Annotated in this window: 14 protein-coding genes; 6 read left to right on the plus strand and 8 right to left on the minus strand. The window is 67.0% G+C overall.

Annotation, left to right across the window (positions count from 1 at the left end):
- Positions 1-429: 429 nt before the first annotated feature.
- The 7 genes from BUC15_RS16795 to ychF form a co-directional block, all read right to left on the minus strand.
- On the minus strand, positions 430-1,332 hold the full coding sequence (locus BUC15_RS16795; protein WP_073190598.1) for a dihydrodipicolinate synthase family protein: 903 nt from the start codon (positions 1,330-1,332) through the stop codon (positions 430-432).
- Between the two features lie 408 nt (positions 1,333-1,740).
- Positions 1,741-2,958, minus strand: a complete 1,218-nt coding sequence (locus BUC15_RS16800) for an MFS transporter (RefSeq protein WP_084189700.1) — start codon at positions 2,956-2,958, stop codon at positions 1,741-1,743.
- Complete coding sequence (locus tag BUC15_RS16805) at positions 2,939-3,841, minus strand: dihydrodipicolinate synthase family protein (protein WP_073190601.1); 903 nt, start codon at positions 3,839-3,841, stop codon at positions 2,939-2,941. The genes BUC15_RS16800 and BUC15_RS16805 overlap by 20 nt, the downstream gene beginning before the upstream one ends.
- A 25-nt stretch (positions 3,842-3,866) precedes the next feature.
- A complete protein-coding gene (locus BUC15_RS16810; RefSeq protein ID WP_217652283.1) occupies positions 3,867-4,775 on the minus strand; it encodes an EamA family transporter in 909 nt (302 codons plus the stop codon).
- Positions 4,772-5,491: a B3/B4 domain-containing protein gene (locus tag BUC15_RS16815; RefSeq protein WP_073190604.1), complete on the minus strand. Its 720-nt coding sequence runs from the start codon at positions 5,489-5,491 to the stop codon at positions 4,772-4,774. The genes BUC15_RS16810 and BUC15_RS16815 overlap by 4 nt, the downstream gene beginning before the upstream one ends.
- Positions 5,484-6,089, minus strand: a complete 606-nt coding sequence (locus tag BUC15_RS16820; RefSeq protein WP_425443376.1) for a helix-turn-helix domain-containing protein — start codon at positions 6,087-6,089, stop codon at positions 5,484-5,486. Before BUC15_RS16820 ends, BUC15_RS16815 begins: the two co-directional genes overlap by 8 nt.
- A 112-nt stretch (positions 6,090-6,201) precedes the next feature.
- Positions 6,202-7,275 (minus strand): redox-regulated ATPase YchF, encoded by a 1,074-nt coding sequence (ychF, locus tag BUC15_RS16825; protein ID WP_073190610.1) that lies wholly within the window; start codon positions 7,273-7,275, stop codon positions 6,202-6,204.
- Between the two features lie 210 nt (positions 7,276-7,485).
- On the opposite strand from ychF, the gene BUC15_RS16830 reads away from it, so the two are divergent.
- The 4 genes from BUC15_RS16830 (at position 7,486) to BUC15_RS16845 (ending at position 11,477) form a co-directional block, all read left to right on the plus strand.
- Positions 7,486-8,505, plus strand: coding sequence for a siderophore ABC transporter substrate-binding protein (locus tag BUC15_RS16830; protein WP_073190613.1), 1,020 nt, complete (start codon positions 7,486-7,488; stop codon positions 8,503-8,505).
- Positions 8,506-8,609: 104 nt separating this feature from the next.
- Positions 8,610-9,593: an ABC transporter permease gene (locus tag BUC15_RS16835; protein ID WP_073190616.1), complete on the plus strand. Its 984-nt coding sequence runs from the start codon at positions 8,610-8,612 to the stop codon at positions 9,591-9,593.
- Positions 9,586-10,620, plus strand: a complete 1,035-nt coding sequence (locus tag BUC15_RS16840; RefSeq protein WP_073190618.1) for an iron chelate uptake ABC transporter family permease subunit — start codon at positions 9,586-9,588, stop codon at positions 10,618-10,620. The genes BUC15_RS16835 and BUC15_RS16840 overlap by 8 nt, the downstream gene beginning before the upstream one ends.
- On the plus strand, positions 10,617-11,477 hold the full coding sequence (locus BUC15_RS16845; RefSeq protein ID WP_084189701.1) for an iron ABC transporter ATP-binding protein: 861 nt from the start codon (positions 10,617-10,619) through the stop codon (positions 11,475-11,477). Before BUC15_RS16840 ends, BUC15_RS16845 begins: the two co-directional genes overlap by 4 nt.
- Before the next feature lie 4 nt (positions 11,478-11,481).
- On the opposite strand, the gene BUC15_RS16850 is transcribed toward BUC15_RS16845, so the two are convergent.
- Positions 11,482-12,747 (minus strand): M18 family aminopeptidase, encoded by a 1,266-nt coding sequence (locus BUC15_RS16850; protein ID WP_073190621.1) that lies wholly within the window; start codon positions 12,745-12,747, stop codon positions 11,482-11,484.
- A 228-nt stretch (positions 12,748-12,975) separates the two neighbouring features.
- Here BUC15_RS16850 and BUC15_RS16855 point away from each other — a divergent pair, with 228 nt between their 5' ends.
- Together BUC15_RS16855 and ilvA are read left to right on the plus strand one after the other, a co-directional pair.
- Positions 12,976-14,478 carry a DNA recombination protein RmuC gene (locus BUC15_RS16855; RefSeq protein ID WP_073190624.1) on the plus strand — a complete coding sequence of 501 codons (1,503 nt, stop codon included), beginning with the start codon at positions 12,976-12,978 and terminating at the stop codon, positions 14,476-14,478.
- A gap of 99 nt (positions 14,479-14,577) precedes the next feature.
- Positions 14,578-15,843, plus strand: coding sequence for a threonine ammonia-lyase IlvA (ilvA, locus tag BUC15_RS16860; RefSeq protein WP_073190626.1), 1,266 nt, complete (start codon positions 14,578-14,580; stop codon positions 15,841-15,843).
- Positions 15,844-15,964 lie beyond the last annotated feature (121 nt).

Genomic DNA, 15,964 nt, shown 5'->3' on the forward strand with positions numbered 1-15,964 from the left:
CGGCAGAAACTAGTCAGATCAGGGCACGTGAAGGTAGCGTCGGACACGTCGAGGTCTTCCAGATGGGGAGCGTGAGAACTTCCATCTTCGGAGGGCCTCGACCCCCTCAGCCAACCGCCACGCCGCAACCCCGAACCTCGATTGTGAAGAGCCACTTATCGCTTCCGTCGACTACGTGATCGATACCCTCATCACCCAGGACACTGACGATATGCGTATCTGAAACACATGCAGCACCGCCGGAACCACAGCCCGCGTCACGGGCGGCGGCAGCCCCGCGACCCAACTGGGCAGGCCCGAAGCATGGCCAGGCGGACGATCGCGCCGACTGCACCCTCAGCGGAGCGCACGAGCGTCGCGGCGACGACGTGCCGCGCCAAAGCCCAGCCGCGGCCCTTCTCACGAGGATCAGCGACTGCCTGGATGCTGTCAGTCGAGGCCGAGTTCATCGACCACCACGACCACTCGCGCCCGCTGAGCGGCGGTGAGGCCTTGGATCGGCAGCGGCAGACATCTCGCCGGTGCGAGGCCGAGCTGCTCTGCGATCGCGGCGACGACCCGTAGGCTCCCGCCGAACTCGGAGAACAGACCCCACAGGGGTGCGAGATGCTCCGAGGCTGCGACGGCATCCGCAGCCCGCCCGTCCTGTGCGGCCCGGATGATCGCAAGAGCCGCTGCGGGGAGGGTGCCGCCGATGACGGAGTACCAGGCGTCGCAGCCAGCGTTCAGGCCCGTTGCAGCGAAGGCATCTCCGGAGACACCGATCGTGACGTGCTCCGGTATCGCGGCGCGGATGGCGGCGACACGGTCGCGTGCTTCAGCCGAGTCCGCGGGCACACCCGGGATCTTGATCGACGCGATGCCCGGGAGCTCGGCGATGCGGGCGTAGAGGTCGCCGGTGAAGGAGAAGTGCGTCGTGCCCGGGTTGTCGTAGACGATCACCGGCAGCTCGGTGCGCTCGGTCACCGCGCGGAACAGTTCGAAGACATCATCGTGCGTGAGCGGCTGGTAGGTCATCGGCGCGAGCAGCACGCCGGCGGCACCGGACTGCTCGGCAGCTTCGACGTTGGTGAGCACCTGCGAGGTGCGCAGTGCCCCGACCCCGACGAACACCGGCGTCGAGCCCGCGTGCTCGACAGCGAGGTGGGCGACACGCGCCCGCTCCCCGGTGCTCAGGTAGGCGTATGAACCGGTCGATCCCAGCGCGGTGATCGAGTCGACGCCGGCCGCAGCAAGGCGCTCGACCAGGCCTACGAACGCGCGCTCGTCGACGGCATCGTCCTTGTACGGGGTCAGAGGGAAGGCACTGAGGCCGGCGAAGATGCTATTCATGGTTGCTCCTGCTTCGGGGGTCGCCGAAACGGGCAGGCCGGTAATGGTGATCGACTCGGTCGCTCGCGCGCCGCCGCGCTGTGCCGCGGCCCCGGCAGCGATCACTACGGCAATGCCGAGTAGTTGCAGGGACGTGGGCGTCTGACGAGGACGAGCAGCCCGGTGACCGCCATCGACCACGGCAGGGTGCGTCGGGCGCTGCAAGCGCCGATCATGGCGCGACCATCAGTCGCCGCGAGACGCGGACTTCGGGCCCGAGAGCAGACAGTGCCTGGGCCAAAGCGTCCACGGCGGCGAACAGCTCCGCATCGGGGACCACTCATGTACCGCCGCTCACCAAACTGTCAGACGTTGAACCTGAACTCCACCACGTCGCCGCACATACCAACCTCTGAATGTGCGGTGCGCTCAGCGCTGGCTCTGACGCCTTCGCGCGACGGCACAGACCGTGGCGGACACAGCTGTCAGCCCTGCGACGACGGCGATCGGCAGCCACGTCACCCCTATGAGTGCTCCTGCCACAGCAGTGCCTGCGGACCCTGCGGCGATCTTCAGCGCGCCCACCCAAATGAATACCTGCCCGCGGGCCTCGACCGGCGCATACTCGCTGCGCGCGGCAAGCGTCGCCGCGAAGAACAGGGAGTTGGCGATTCCCGCCAAGCCGAAAGCCACAAGGGACGTCACGAGTCCCGGTACAACGATCACCACAGCCAGACTGGCTGCCACGACGAGCGCGAGCACCGGAGTGAGCCTGTCGGAATCTCCCCGCAACGGCCACGCCATGAGCAACGCGGATCCGGCGAGGCTGCCGATACCGTAGACCGCCACCAACGTACCAGCCAGCGCCGCGCCTCCAAGAGACGGAGCGACTGCCACAGCGTAGATCGGCAACACGGCGACGGAGAACGCCACGGTGATAGTCAACGCAAGCGTGCGACGTAGCGGCCCGGACCGCCCGATCGCCAGCAACGTACGCCCGGGCAAGGGGACATCCACGGCGGACAACGGAGGATCCTGTCGCGGGAGCACGAGCACGCCCCCCGCTCCAATGATCGCCGCGGCCGCGAGCACGAGCGTCGCGGTCAGCGGCCCAGGGCCGGCGACGATCCAGGCGACGACCGCGGGACCCAGGGTGCCGCTGAGGCCATAGCTGGCGACGTCCCATCCGTGGGCGCGGCGCTGGCTCCTCTGCGACGGGCCCGCGATCGATGGCAGTCGACTGCTAACACCGCCGGTGAGCATCGGCCCGAACAGACCTGACACGACCAGCAGCACCGCCGGAGCCACAGCCCACGTCACGGGCAGGAGCAGCCCCGCAGCGCCCAGCAGAACTCCGTGGACGAGGGCGGAGATGGCGATGACCTTCCGGCCGTCCTGTGCCGTGTCGAGGCGGCGGGCGATGAACGGGCCCAGCAGGTGTGGTGCGGTGATCGATGCGCCGAGCAGCCCCGCAATCCAACCGGGCAGGCCCGAAGCATGGGCGAGGAGGACGATCGCGACGACCGCGCCGCCGTCAGCGGAGCGCACGAGCGTCGCGGCGACGACGTACCGCGCCAGCGCCCAGCCGCGGCCCGTCTCACGAGGACCAGCGACCGTCTCGAAGCTGTCAGTCGAGGCCGAGTTCATCGACCACCACGACCACTCGCGCCCGCTGAGCCGAAGTGAGGCCTTGGATCGGCAGCGGCAGACATCCCGCCGGCGCGAGGCCGAGCTGCTCTGCGATCGCGGCGACCACCCGTAGGCTCCCGCCGAACTCGGAGAACAGACCCCACAAGGGTGCGAGACGCTCCGAGGCCGCGACGGCATCCGCAGCCCGCCCGTCCTGTGCGGCCCGGATGATCGCAAGAGCCGGTACGGGGAGGGTCCCCCCGATGACGGAGTACCAGCCATCGCAGCCAGCGTTCAGGCCCGTTGCAGCGAAGGCATCTCCGGAGACACCGATCGTGACGTGCTCCGGTATCGCGGCGCGGATGGCGGCGACATGCTCGCGTGCTTCGGCCAAGTCCGCGGGCACACCCGGGATCTTGATTGACGCAATACCCGGGAGCTCGGCAATGCGGGAGTAGAGGCCGTCGGTGAAGGAGAAATGCGTCGTTCCCGGGTTGTCATAGACGATCACCGGCAGGTCGGTGCGCTCGGTCACCGTGCGGAACAGTTCGAAGACGTCGGCCTGTGTGAGCGGCTGGTAGGTCATCGGTGCGAGCAGCACGCCGGCGGCACCGGCCTGCTCTGCGGCTTCGACGTTGGCGAGCACCTGCGAGGTGCGCAGCGCCCCTACCCCGACGAACACTGGCGTCGAGCCCGCGTGCTCAACAGCGAGGTGAGAGACGCGCATCCGCTCCTCGGCCGTGAGATAGGCGTAGGACCCGGTCGAGCCAAGGGCGGTGATCGAGTCGACGCCCGACGTGGCTAGCCGCTCGACGAGGCCGACGAACGCTCTCTCGTCGACGGCGTCGTTCGCGATCGGGGTGAGCGGGAAGGCGCTGAGGCCGGTAAAGATGCCGTTCATGAATACTCCAGTCTTCGGGTGCGGGTCACGGAGTCGCATTCGTCGCCGAAGCGGGCAGGTCGGGGGTGTTGGTCGACTCGGTCGCTCGCGCACCGCCGCGCTGCGCCGCTGTTCCGGCGGCGATGACGAAGGCGATGCCGAGCAGCTGCGTGGGCGTGGGCGTCTGGGCGAGGACGAGCAGCCCGATAAGGATGCCGAAGGCCGGTTCGACGGAGAGCAGGGTGCCGAACGCAGTGTGCGTCATCCGGCGCAGGGCGAGCATCTCGAGCCCGAACGCGATCACCGGGCTAATCAGCGCGATCCCCGCCGCAGCCGGCAGCACCCACCAGGTGAAGTCGCCGCCGATGACCTGGGGCAGTCCGACGGGCAGTGTGGCCAGCGCCGCGATCGGGATCGTGAGAGAGAGCCCGCCGACGCCGGAGAACCGGTCGCCGACGTGCTGGGTGAGCAGGTTGTACAGGCCCCAACAGGTGCCCGCGGCCAGGGCGAACCCGACCCCGGTGACGTCGATCTCCCCGTGCCACGGCTCGGTAAGCATGACGACGCCGATCAAGGCGAGCAGCGGCCAGACGAGCGCCTTGCGGTGCTTGCTCATCAGTCCCGCCACGGTCAGGGGACCGAGGAACTCGATCGCGACCGCCGTACCCAGCGGGATGCGCTCGACCGCGGCGAGGAAGAATGTCGTCATGAACCCGGTGACCGCACCGAGCGCGAGCAGCGCGGGGAGGTCCTTGCGACGCAGGGACCGGATGCCGGGGCGGGCGATCATCCAGATGAAAACCACTCCGAAGCACATCCGCAACCAGGCTGTGCCGCCGGCCCCGACCTGCTCGATCACCGGGACGGAGAGGGCGTTGGAGAGCTGCACGGCGAGCATCGCCGCGACGGCCATCGACCACGGCGGGATCCGTCGGGCGCTGCGAGCGCTGATCATGGAGCGACCACCAATCGCTGCGAGACGCGGACGTCGGGACCAAGAGCAGACAGCGCCTGGGCCAAAGCGTCCGCGGCGGCGAACAGCTCCGCATCGGTGACCGGAGCGAGGGCATCGAGGATGAAGAACGCCGTCCGGGTATCGTCGCTGAACGCTGTGCGGCGGCCCTGCCGCCAGTTCCATCGTCTGCACGTCACCGCCTCGTCGTCGCGCCAGACGACCTCCCCGGCCTCGGGGTGCTCGACCACAGTCAGACCATTGGCGACCGAGTCGAACGGCTCTTCGCCGATAGCCCGCACAAGACGGGCATGACCGACGTAGCGGTGGAAGTCTTCGCCGCCAAACGGGATCTGATGCAGCACGGAGATCGCGTTGTAGACATCCGTTAGCGCGTTCACACGCGGCAGGCCCTTCTCTGCGCGGCGGGTGAGAGCTTCCAGGCTGTTGCGGGTGCGCTGAGGCTTCGCGCCGAACGTCCGATAGGCGTCCCGCCAAGCGGCGACGTGAGGCAGATCCTCCACCGACGACGAAGCGAGCAAAGCCCGGGCATGCCTCTCAGCCTGGTCGATCAACTCATCGGCCGACGAAGACGCAACCTCCGGCTCGACTCCCTCGACGACGAGCAGGAGAACACGGTAATCAGGCCGCAGCTCATACACGGCAGGATCGACTGCGCACGCAGCGAGGAACTCTTCCGGAGACCGGAGCTCAGGCATCGGAGGCCTCCGTCCTACGCGTGTGCCCCACCCCAGGTTCGTAGACGGCGAGGGTGAACCGTGCGGGGTCATGGCTCGGGTTGGAGTACGAGTGGTCGGCGTCGCCGAAGAACGTCAGCGCGTCGCCGGCGCTAAGCATGTGTGCGTCTCCGTGGATTTCGACCGCGATCGTGCCCTGCTGGACCTGGAGCAGCTCGCGCGTGCCGGCTGAGTGGGCCTCGCTCGAGTGATGCTCGCCCGGCGCGAGCGTCCAGTCCCATAACTCGACCACGTCAGGCGGCTCGGTGCCTGCCACCAATACACCCCTGCCACCGGCAGAGCCGGTCCAAAGCACCGCACCTGCGTCACTTCGGGTCACTTTCGCAGCTTTCGAGGCGGGAGGCTCCACGAGAGCGGGCAAGCCGACACCTAGCGAGTCGGAGAGCCGTAGGAGCGTGCCGACGCTCGGGTTCACCGACCCTTGCTCGACGTTGACGACCATGCGTCGACTCACCCCAGCGCTCTGCGCAAGCTGGTCGAGCGTCCAGCCGCGAGCACTCCGTTCCTGCTTCACACGCGCGCCGATCGCACGCGCCAGTGTCGCCGCATCTACATCCATACAGTGCATCATAGTGCACTAGATGCGCAACTTTCTACCCGAAAGGCCGACAGAAAGGTCGCCGCTATCGAGACGCCGCGCCCCCAGCGTTCAGGCCACAGCGTCGCAGATACTAAAGCGAAAATCTAAACTCAACCACGTCGCCGTCCTGCATGACGTAGTCCTTGCCCTCGAGCCGCAGCTTCCCGGCCGCCTTCGCCGCCGCCTCCGAGCCGGCCGACATCAGGTCGTCGAAGCTCACAACCTGGGCCTTGATAAAGCCCTTCTGGAAGTCCGTGTGGATCACACCCGCAGCCTCGGGAGCGGTGGCGCCCTTCTTGATGGTCCACCCACGCGACTCCTTCGGGCCGGCGGTCAGGTAGCTCTGCAGGCCGAGCGTGTCGTAGCCAACGCGGGCCAGCACGTCTAGGCCAGGTTCTTCGACGCCCATCTCGGCGAGGAACTCGCGCGCCTCGTCCTCCTCCATCTCGACCAGTTCAGACTCGAACTTCGCATCCAGGAAGATCGCCTCACTCGGAGCGACGATGCCGCGCATCTTGTCCTTCAGCGCCTCGTCACCAAGCTCATCCTGGTCACAGTTGAACACGTACAGGTACGGCTTGGCCGTCAGCAGGTGCAACTCGTAGAGTTCCTCCAGGTCGAGGCCCGCGGCGCGGACGCCGACCCCCGACTCCAACGCATCCTTGGCTGCCTTGAACGCGGCCGCCTTCGGCTGCGACTCCTTCTTGATCCGCGCCTCCTTCTCGACGCGCGGCAGCGCCTTCTCGACGGTGGCCAGGTCGGCGAGGATCAGCTCGGTGCCGATGGTGTCGATGTCGCTGGCAGGGTCGACCTTGCCGTCGACGTGCGTGACGTCCTCGTCGTCGAAGACGCGGGTCACCTGACAGATCGCGTCGGCCTCACGGATGTTGGCCAGGAACGCGTTGCCCATCCCCTCGCCCTGTGAGGCACCCTTCACGATGCCCGCGATGTCGACGAAGCTGACCGTGGCCGGCACGATGCGCTCCGAATTGAACACCTTCGCCAACTCGGCGAGCCGCGGATCGGGGACGCCGACGACACCGACGTTCGGCTCGATCGTCGCGAACGGATAGTTCGCGGCGAGCACGTCGTTTCGGGTCAGTGCGTTGAACAGGGTCGACTTGCCGGCGTTGGGGAGGCCGACGATTCCAATGGTGAGTGCCACAACCGGTGAGCTTACCGGGCGGCGCCGAAGCACCCCAAAGCAAGGGCCAGGTCACGCGTTCGTAGCACACGTCAATCCACCGCTTGGCGACACCTTGTCATTTAACGCAAACTTGCATTACTTAATTCAGACGGGTTAGGTTGGCCTAAGTCGATTGCCGGTGGCGCCGCCGGGCGACCCAAGTGACCAACCCGAATCGAGAGACTCCCCATGGATATCAAGAGGCCCCTGGCCCCCGCAGCCCTCGCCCTGGCAGCCACCCTCGCGCTCGTCGGCTGCGGTTCGCAGCCCGCGGACGGCAACGGCACCAGCGGCTCCCCCGCAGCCAGCGCCACGTCCGCGGCCCCGACCTCGGTCACCATCGAGGACAACCGCGGATCACACACGGTCGAGGTGCCGCCGACCTCCGTGGCCGCCTTCGACAACCGCACCTTCGAGACGCTCTCCGACTGGGGCGTCACGCTCTCCGTCGCGGCCGTCTCTCTGATGCCCGCGACCATCGCCTACACGCAGGATGACTCGATCGTCGACGTCGGCACCCACAACGAACCCAACCTCGAGCTCATCGTCGCAGCCGACCCCGACGTGGTCATCATCGGCCAGCGGTTCACGCAGTTCTACGACGACATCGCCGCCCTCGTGCCGGACGCGACCCTGATCGAGCTCGACCCCCGCGACGGCGAACCCTTCGCCGACGAGCTCAAGCGTCAAGTCACCGTCCTCGGTGAGGTATTCTCGAAGCAGGCGGAGGCCCAGCAGCTCGTCGACGACTACGACGCGGCCATGGCGCGGGTCAAGGCGGCATACGATCCGGCCCAGACCGCGATGGCGGTCAACGTCTCCGGTGGCGAGATCGGCTTCATCGCGCCCGGGCAGGGCCGCACCCTCGGCCCCGTGTTCACCGACGCCGGCCTGACGCCCGCGCTCGAGGTCGAGGAATCCTCCACCAACCACGAGGGCGACGAGATTTCCGTCGAGGCCATCGCCGCCTCCAACCCGGAGTGGATTCTCGTGATGGACCGCTCCGCCGCGGTCGACGCCGACAACCCCGACTTCAAGCCTGCCGCCGAGATCATCGAGGCGACCGACGCGCTGCGTAACGTCCCCGCCATCCAGAAGGGGCAGGTCGTCTACATGCCGGCCGACACCTACACCAATGAGGGCATCCAGACCTACACGGAGTTCCTGAACGACTTCGCGGACGCCCTGGAGGCCGCGAAACAGGGCTGAGCGATTCTCCTTCCCGACCAAGCCGAAGTGGTGGCCTCGGGTCCTCCTGGACCAGGGGCCGCCACTTTGGCGCGTCCGGACCGACCTCACATGGATGAAGAACGATGACAACCACCACCGAGCCGCTGTCTCGCCACCGCGCCAAGCTGTTCGACCCCTGGCTGCTGCTGGGGATCGCAATCGTCGCCGTCCTGCTGGTCGTATCACTGTTCACCGGTGTCTACGACGTTGTCGGGGGGAAGGACGGCGCCGAGATGTTCGCGATCACCCGAATCCCCCGCACCGTCTCGCTGGTGCTGGCCGGCGGCGCGATGGCGATGTCCGGGCTCGTGATGCAGCTGTTGACGCAGAACCGGTTCGTCGAGCCGACCACCACGGGCACCACGGAATGGGCCTCGCTCGGGCTGCTCACCGTCATGGTGCTGTTCCCCAGCGCTTCGCTGTTCGGGAAGATGGCCGGCGCGATCGTGTTCGCGTTCATAGGCACGATGGTCTTCTTCCTGTTCCTGCGCCGCGTGTCGCTGCGCACCTCGCTGATCGTGCCGATCGTCGGCATCATGCTCGGCGCCGTGGTCGGGTCGATCACCACGTTCTTCGCACTGCAGACCGACCAACTTCAGAACCTCGGAGTGTGGTTCGCCGGCAGCTTCACCTCGGTGCTGCGCGGCAACTACGAACTGATGTGGATCGTGGCCCTGGTCGCCGTGGCCGTGTTCCTCGTGGCCGACCGGTTCACGGTGGCGGGACTGGGCGAGGACATCGCGACCAACGTCGGCGTCAACTACAACCGGGTCGTCCTGCTCGGCACCGGGCTGATCGCGGTCGCGACCGGCGTCGTCACCGTCGTGGTGGGGAACCTGCCGTTCCTCGGTCTGATCGTGCCGAACCTGGTGTCGATGATCCGCGGCGATGACCTACGCAGCAACCTTCCGTGGGTGTGCCTGACGGGCATCGCCATCGTCACCGTCTGCGACCTGATCGGACGAACCATCATCATGCCGTTCGAAGTGCCGGTGTCGCTGATCCTCGGCGTCGTCGGTTCGATCGTGTTCGTCGCCCTCCTGCTGAGGCAGCGTCGCAATGGCTGAGGCGATGGTCGACCTTTCGGCACCCCGACGGCACAGTGGCCCGCTCTGCACCCCGCGCGCCCGCCGTCGATACTGGCTGATCCTCACGCTCCTGATCGTGTTGGCCGCCGTGTTCGGGTTCGGGTTGCTGGCCTGGAACAACCCGATGCCGGTCGGCTCGGACGGCTTCTGGCGCATCGCGGAGCGGCGCATGAACGCGTTGATCGCGATGGCCATCGTCGCGTGGTGCCAGGGGATCGCGACCGTCAGCTTCCAGACGGTCGTCAACAACCGCATCATCACGCCGTCGATCATGGGCTTCGAGTCGCTCTACCGGGCGGTGCAAACGTCCGCGGTCTACTTCCTCGGGGTCGCCGGCCTGGTTTCGCTGAGGGGCGTGACTCAGTTCAGCATCCAGGTCGTCATCATGGTGCTGCTCGCCCTCGGCCTCTACGGCTGGCTGTTGTCGGGCCGCTACGCCAACCTTCAGGTGATGCTCCTGGTGGGCATCGTCATCGGCGGCGGCCTCGGCTCGGTCTCCACGTTCATGCAGCGGCTCCTGACCCCCAGCGAGTTCGACGTGCTGTCGGCCCGCCTGTTCGGCAACGTCTCCAACGCGGACGCCTCCTACTATCCGGTGGCGATCCCGCTGTGTGTCGTGGCAGGCATCCTCCTGTGGCTGAAGTCCACGAGGCTCAACGTGCTCGCGCTCGGCAAGGAGACGGCCACCAACCTCGGCCTCAACCACCGGCGCGAGCTGATGCAGGTGTTGTTCCTGGTGTCGATCCTGATGGCGGTCTCGACCGCGCTGGTCGGCCCCATGACCTTCCTCGGATTCCTGGTCGCCACGCTCACCTACCAACTCGCAGACACCTACGACCACCGCCGCATCTTTCCGATGGTGATCCTGGTGGCATTCGTCGTCTTGTCCGGCGCGTACTTCGTGATGCGCAACATCTTCTCCGCGCAGGGCGTCGTCTCCATCATCATCGAGCTGGTCGGCGGCACCTTGTTCCTCATCGTCATCCTCAGAAAGGGACGCCTGTGATCACGCTCAGGAATGTGCTGAAGAACTATTCGAGCGAGGTGGCGATCGGCCCCGTCGACCTGAACATCATCGAGGGTGGCATCACCGCCCTGGTCGGGCCGAACGGTGCGGGCAAGTCGACCCTGCTCACGATGATCGGGCGCCTGCTCGGCATGGACGACGGCGTCATCGAGATCGCTGGCTACGACATCGCCAAGACCAAGTCGAAGGACCTCGCCAAGATCGTCTCGATCCTCAGGCAGGAGAACCACTTCATCACCCGGCTGACGGTGCGCCAGTTGGTCGGCTTCGGCCGATTCCCGCACTCGAACGGTCGGCTGACGGTGGTCGACGAGGAGGCGATCAGCCAGGCGGTCGACTTCATGCACCTGGGCGACCTGGAGGGCCGCTATCTGGACGAGTTGTCCGGTGGGCAACGGCAGCGAGCCTACGTGGCGATGGTGCTGGCGCAGGACACCGAGTATGTGCTGCTCGACGAACCGCTGAACAACCTCGACGTGGCCCACTCGCACGCGATGCTGCAGACCCTACGTCGCGCGGCCGACGAGCTCGGCAAGACGGTGGTGATCGTCGTACACGACATCAACTACGCCTCATGTTGGGCCGACCAGATCGTCGCGATGAAGGACGGCGGGGTCCGGGCGATCGGGACGCCGTCGGAGATCGTGCAACGGGACCTGCTCCGCGAGATCTTCGAGTTGGACATCGAGGTCGCCGAGTTCCGCGGCCACCGCATAGCCCACTTCTACCTTCCGGTGCCGATGTGCGGAAACTGCCACCGGTCGAAAGTGGACGGCTGCTGCCTGGACGGGTCGCCGCACGTGGCCGCTCCTTTGCCGCTGGGGATGCCGGCGTAGCGGGTCAGTTCGTCCAGAAGGCCGACATCGCACGGGCCATGTACCAGGGATCGTCGACCCCGCACAGTTCCCTTGCGGAGTGCATGCTGAGGAGCCCGACGCCGACGTCGACCGTGGTGATTCCGAGCCGGGTGGCGGTGATCGGGCCGATGGTCGACCCGCAGGGCACCGAGTTGTTTGAGACGAATGACTGGGTGGGCACTTCCGCGGCGGCACAGGCGGCGAACCAGACCGCCGCCCCGACCGCATCCGTGGCGTAGCGCTGATTGGCGTTGATCTTGAGCAACGGCCCGGCGTTGGGCAGCGGCTGGTTCATCGGGTCGTGCAGCCCCGGGTAGTTGGGGTGGACGACGTGGCCGCAGTCGGCCGAGACGCAGGTGGAACGGGCGATCATCGCCCTGGTCTCGTCGAGGCCGAGGCCGTAGCAGGCCGCGATCCTCTCCAGCGCATCCTGCAGCACAGGGCCGCCGGCACCGCTGGCGGTTGCGGAGCCGACCTCTTCGTGGTCGAACGACACGTAGACGGCGATGTCGCCGTCGGGGCTGGGTGTGGACTCCATCGCGGTGAGTGCGGCGTGCGCACACGCTAGGTTGTCGAGTCGGCCGGATGCGAAAAGCTCGCCGTCCATGCCGATGACGCCGGGCCGCTGGGTGTCGAAGAGGAACAGATCATGGAAGGCGATGTCCTCGACCAGGATGTCGGCGATACCCGCGAGGTGGTCAAGCAGCGACTCCTTCAGATCGATTCCCAGGACCGGCTGGGTGTGGGTCTGCTTGTCCAGCTTGAGTGCGTCGTTGGCTGTGCGATCCAGGTGGATGGCGAGCTGCGGGATCCGCGCGATCGACCCGGTCCGCACGAGGTGCGTTGCGCCGTCGCGGGTGACGATCCGGCCGGCGACGCCCAGGTCGCGGTCGAGCCAGGAGTTGATCAGCGCCCCGCCGTAGATCTCGACGCCGAGCGATGTCCATCCTGCCGACCTTGCATGCGGGCCCGGCTTGACCTTGAAGCTCGGCGAGTCATTGTGTGTGCCGACGATCCGGAAGCAGGACTCCGGCGTGATCGTCTCGGGCGCGACCCAGGCGACGACGGCGCCGTCCCTCACCAGGAATTTGGCGCCGGCTGCCGACCCGATCGGCTTTCGCTGGTCCATCTGCTCGAATCCAACCCCGCTCAGTCGCTCGGCGATCCGGTCGGCCGCGTGGTAGCTGGTGGGCGAGGCCACGACGAAGTCGGCGAGGTCGTCGATGTGGGTGCGAGCTGATTCGAACATGCTCTCAGGCTATCCCTCGGCGCTCGACCCCGGGCCAGGGGGTGCGCTGGCCCGCAGCATTTCCGCCATCGGGGCCCATGCCGTGCACAAATCTCTGTATAGGTGGAGGCGATGCCAGATAGCCGTTGCCTCCACGCATAGAGAGATTTGTGCACACGGGTGCGCCGATCCGTGGCGTCGACGGCGATCCTGGGCGAAACTGTCGGAGTCGTCTGATCGGATGGGCACATGGAAACCTTCGCCATCCTCCTTTGTCTCCTAGCGCTCGGCATCGGCGCCGTCGCCGGGTTCATCTACGGCCGCCGTACTTCCCCCTCCACCACATCCTCCGACGCCGATCGGCTCGCGCTCAACGAGGCCAGGCAGGATGCCTCGACGGCCAGGGCCGAGGCCAGCAGGGCGCGGGAGGAGTCCGCAACCACCAGAACCGAGGTGGCGCAGATGCTTGCCGAGAAGTCGGAGCTGCGTGCGGCCGCCGCCGAGGCGCAACGCGCGGCCGCCGAGGCAGCGGCCGAGACGGCCCGCGTCTCGGCCCAGGTCGCGGCGGCATCGGCTGAACGTGACGCCGCACTCGCGAAGGCCGCCGAGCAGGCCGCAGACCGGGAGTCGCTCGTGGCGCAGTTCAAGCTGCTCTCGTCCGAATCCCTAGAGAGGCAGGCCCGGCAGGCAGAGGCTGCGGCCGAGCAGCGTTTCAAGGCGACCGAACACCTCGTCTCCCCACTTTCCGAGGGGCTGCGCCAGATGCAGGAGAAACTCCAGGCGGTCGAGACCGAACGGGCCAGGATGTCGGCGGAGATGGGTGAGCAGGTAAACACCCTGCGAATCTCCGGAGACGCCATCCGTCGCGAGGCGCTCAGCCTCAGCAACGCGCTGCGCACCCCCCAGGTCCGAGGCTCGTGGGGCGAAGCCAGCCTCAAACGGATCGTCGAGATCTCAGGCCTGACCGAGCGCTGCGATTTCGACACCCAGCTCACCTATACCTCAGACGACGGCCGTTTCCGCCCAGACCTGCGCGTCAACCTCCCGGCAGGCAAGGTGATCTTCGTCGATTCCAAGGTGCCCCTCTCCGCGGTCCTTGACGCGTACAACACCGAGGACGAGGCCAGGCAGAAGGATCACCTGCGGACCTTCGCGAAACACGTCCGCACGCATGTCGACCAGCTCTCCGAGAAGAACTACTGGCAGCTCGACATCGGCTCCCCCGAGTTCGTCGTGCTCTACCTGCCAAGCGATGAGTTCTACCGGCTCGCCCTCGAGCAGGCACCCGACCTGCACGACTATGCGACCCGACGCCACATCGTCCTGGCCTCCCCCGGGCTGCTCATCCCACAGCTCCAGATTGTGGCCAACGGCTGGAAGCAGGTCGCCGTGACAGAAAAGGCGGCGCAGGTCTCGAAGCTCGGGCGCGAGCTGTACGAGCGGCTGGTCACCTTGGGCGCCCACTTCGACAAGCTCGGCCGCTCGCTCTCAGGTGCCGTCTCCAACTACAACAAGGCCGTGGCCACGGTGGAGAGCCGGGTGATGGTCTCGGCACGACGGTTCCGCGACCTTGAGGTCACCTCCGACGACCTGACCGAGCTCACGCGCGTGCCCGAGACCGCACGTGAGTTGGCAGTCGCCGAAATGATCGACCACCAGGAACTGCGCACCAGGGAGGCCGAGGTGCTCCACCTTGAAGCCGCAACGCTCGATGAGTCGCCACGTCGGTTGACCCAGCGCGAATCGGGATAGGGGCGCGAGAGCCCCTCCAGGGAGAGCACCGGGCCGACCGATGACACTGGTTCTGGGCGGCGCTGGTCTCACCGGGGTCGCGGCACCACAATTGGGGCCATGACGATTCTGACGGATCTCGCCGATCTGATCCCCGAGGCGGTTCAACGGCTGCGCGGTGTGGTGACGCGCACACCGGTTCACGTCGACCAGCGACTCACCCATGCCACCGGCTCCGAGGTCTGGCTCAAGCGGGAGGACCTGCAGCCCGTCCGGTCCTACAAGCTTCGCGGCGCATACAACCTCATGAGCCAACTGACCGACGAAGAGCGGGCGACCGGTGTGATCTGCGCCTCGGCAGGCAACCACGGCCAGGGCGTCGCCTACTCCGCGGCCGCGCTCGGGATCAAGGCGACCGTCGTGGTTCCGCGCACCACGCCTCGGCAGAAGCGGCAGCGGATCTGGGAGCTGGGACGAGGCCAGGTCGAACTCGTCCTGCACGGCGCGACCTACGACGAAGCGTCCGAGGAGGCATCACGGATGGCGTCGAACGGCGGGGTACTGGTCCCTGCCTTCAACGATGCACGGACCGCGGCAGGGCAGGCGACGTTGATCGTCGAGTCGTTCGAACAACTCGGTTTTGTCCCCGATGTCGTGATGATCCCGATCGGTGGTGGCGGGTTGGTCTCCGGCGCGGCGGCCTGGCTTCGGCAACACCACCCAGGCGTGCGGCTCATCGGGGTCGAGCCAGACGGTGCGCCCTGTGTCGCGGCCGCCATCTCGGCGGGCCGCCCCGTCACCCTGAGCGAGATCGACACCTTCGTCGACGGCGCCGCCGTCCGTAGGGTCGGCGACTTCACCTTCGAGGTGATCCGAGAGGCCCGCATCGAGTTGATCAGGGTGCCTGAGGGCCAGATCTGTTCCGAGATGCTCGACATGTATCAGACCGACGGCATCATCGCCGAGCCTGCCGGTGCCCTCGCCACTGCTGCGCTGCCGACCGGCGGGATCGGCCCGAGAGTTCAGATCGCTGCCGGGTCCAGCGTGTTGGCGGTCGTCTCCGGGGGCAACAACGACGTGTCGCGCTATGCCGAGATCGTCGAACGCTCGCTGATCCACGAGGGCAGAAAGCACTACTTCCTGGTGGACTTTCCGCAGCAGCCGGGCGCGCTCCGGGCCTTCCTCGACCGGGTGCTCGGCCCCGATGACGACATCGCGTACTTCGAGTACGTGAAGCGCAACGCGCGGGAGACGGGCCCGGCGCTGGTAGGCGTCGAGTTGGGCAACCCGACCGATTACCCCTTCCTGCTGCAGCGCATCAAGGAGTGCGGAATGCATGTGACGGAGGTCGCCCACGACTCGCCGTTCTTCCGGTTCCTGACCTGAAGGCGGTGGTTGAGGGGCCCGGCGAGCGCCGGTTGAGCCGCCTCGTGAGGAACGAGCGAGGCGTGGGCGTTACCACCTGGCAGCCGGTGCAGGAACCCGACCCAAGCGTCTTTGGGAAAGT

It is taken from the genome of Tessaracoccus bendigoensis DSM 12906, from assembly GCF_900141915.1.
Classification (GTDB): domain Bacteria; phylum Actinomycetota; class Actinomycetes; order Propionibacteriales; family Propionibacteriaceae; genus Arachnia; species Arachnia bendigoensis.

What these genes read in the sequence shown, in the direction of transcription:
- BUC15_RS16795 (WP_073190598.1), bottom strand. Translation starts at nt 1,332, where the DNA reads ATGAATAGCATCTTCGCCGGCCTCAGTGCCTTCCCTCTGACCCCGTAC.
- BUC15_RS16800 (WP_084189700.1), bottom strand. Translation starts at nt 2,958, where the DNA reads ATGAACTCGGCCTCGACTGACAGCTTCGAGACGGTCGCTGGTCCTCGT.
- BUC15_RS16805 (WP_073190601.1), bottom strand. Translation starts at nt 3,841, where the DNA reads ATGAACGGCATCTTTACCGGCCTCAGCGCCTTCCCGCTCACCCCGATC.
- BUC15_RS16810 (WP_217652283.1), bottom strand. Translation starts at nt 4,775, where the DNA reads ATGATCAGCGCTCGCAGCGCCCGACGGATCCCGCCGTGGTCGATGGCC.
- BUC15_RS16815 (WP_073190604.1), bottom strand. Translation starts at nt 5,491, where the DNA reads ATGCCTGAGCTCCGGTCTCCGGAAGAGTTCCTCGCTGCGTGCGCAGTC.
- BUC15_RS16820 (WP_425443376.1), bottom strand. Translation starts at nt 6,089, where the DNA reads ATGGATGTAGATGCGGCGACACTGGCGCGTGCGATCGGCGCGCGTGTG.
- BUC15_RS16830 (WP_073190613.1), top strand. Translation starts at nt 7,486, where the DNA reads ATGGATATCAAGAGGCCCCTGGCCCCCGCAGCCCTCGCCCTGGCAGCC.
- BUC15_RS16835 (WP_073190616.1), top strand. Translation starts at nt 8,610, where the DNA reads ATGACAACCACCACCGAGCCGCTGTCTCGCCACCGCGCCAAGCTGTTC.
- BUC15_RS16840 (WP_073190618.1), top strand. Translation starts at nt 9,586, where the DNA reads ATGGCTGAGGCGATGGTCGACCTTTCGGCACCCCGACGGCACAGTGGC.
- BUC15_RS16850 (WP_073190621.1), bottom strand. Translation starts at nt 12,747, where the DNA reads ATGTTCGAATCAGCTCGCACCCACATCGACGACCTCGCCGACTTCGTC.
- BUC15_RS16855 (WP_073190624.1), top strand. Translation starts at nt 12,976, where the DNA reads ATGGAAACCTTCGCCATCCTCCTTTGTCTCCTAGCGCTCGGCATCGGC.
- ilvA (WP_073190626.1), top strand. Translation starts at nt 14,578, where the DNA reads ATGACGATTCTGACGGATCTCGCCGATCTGATCCCCGAGGCGGTTCAA.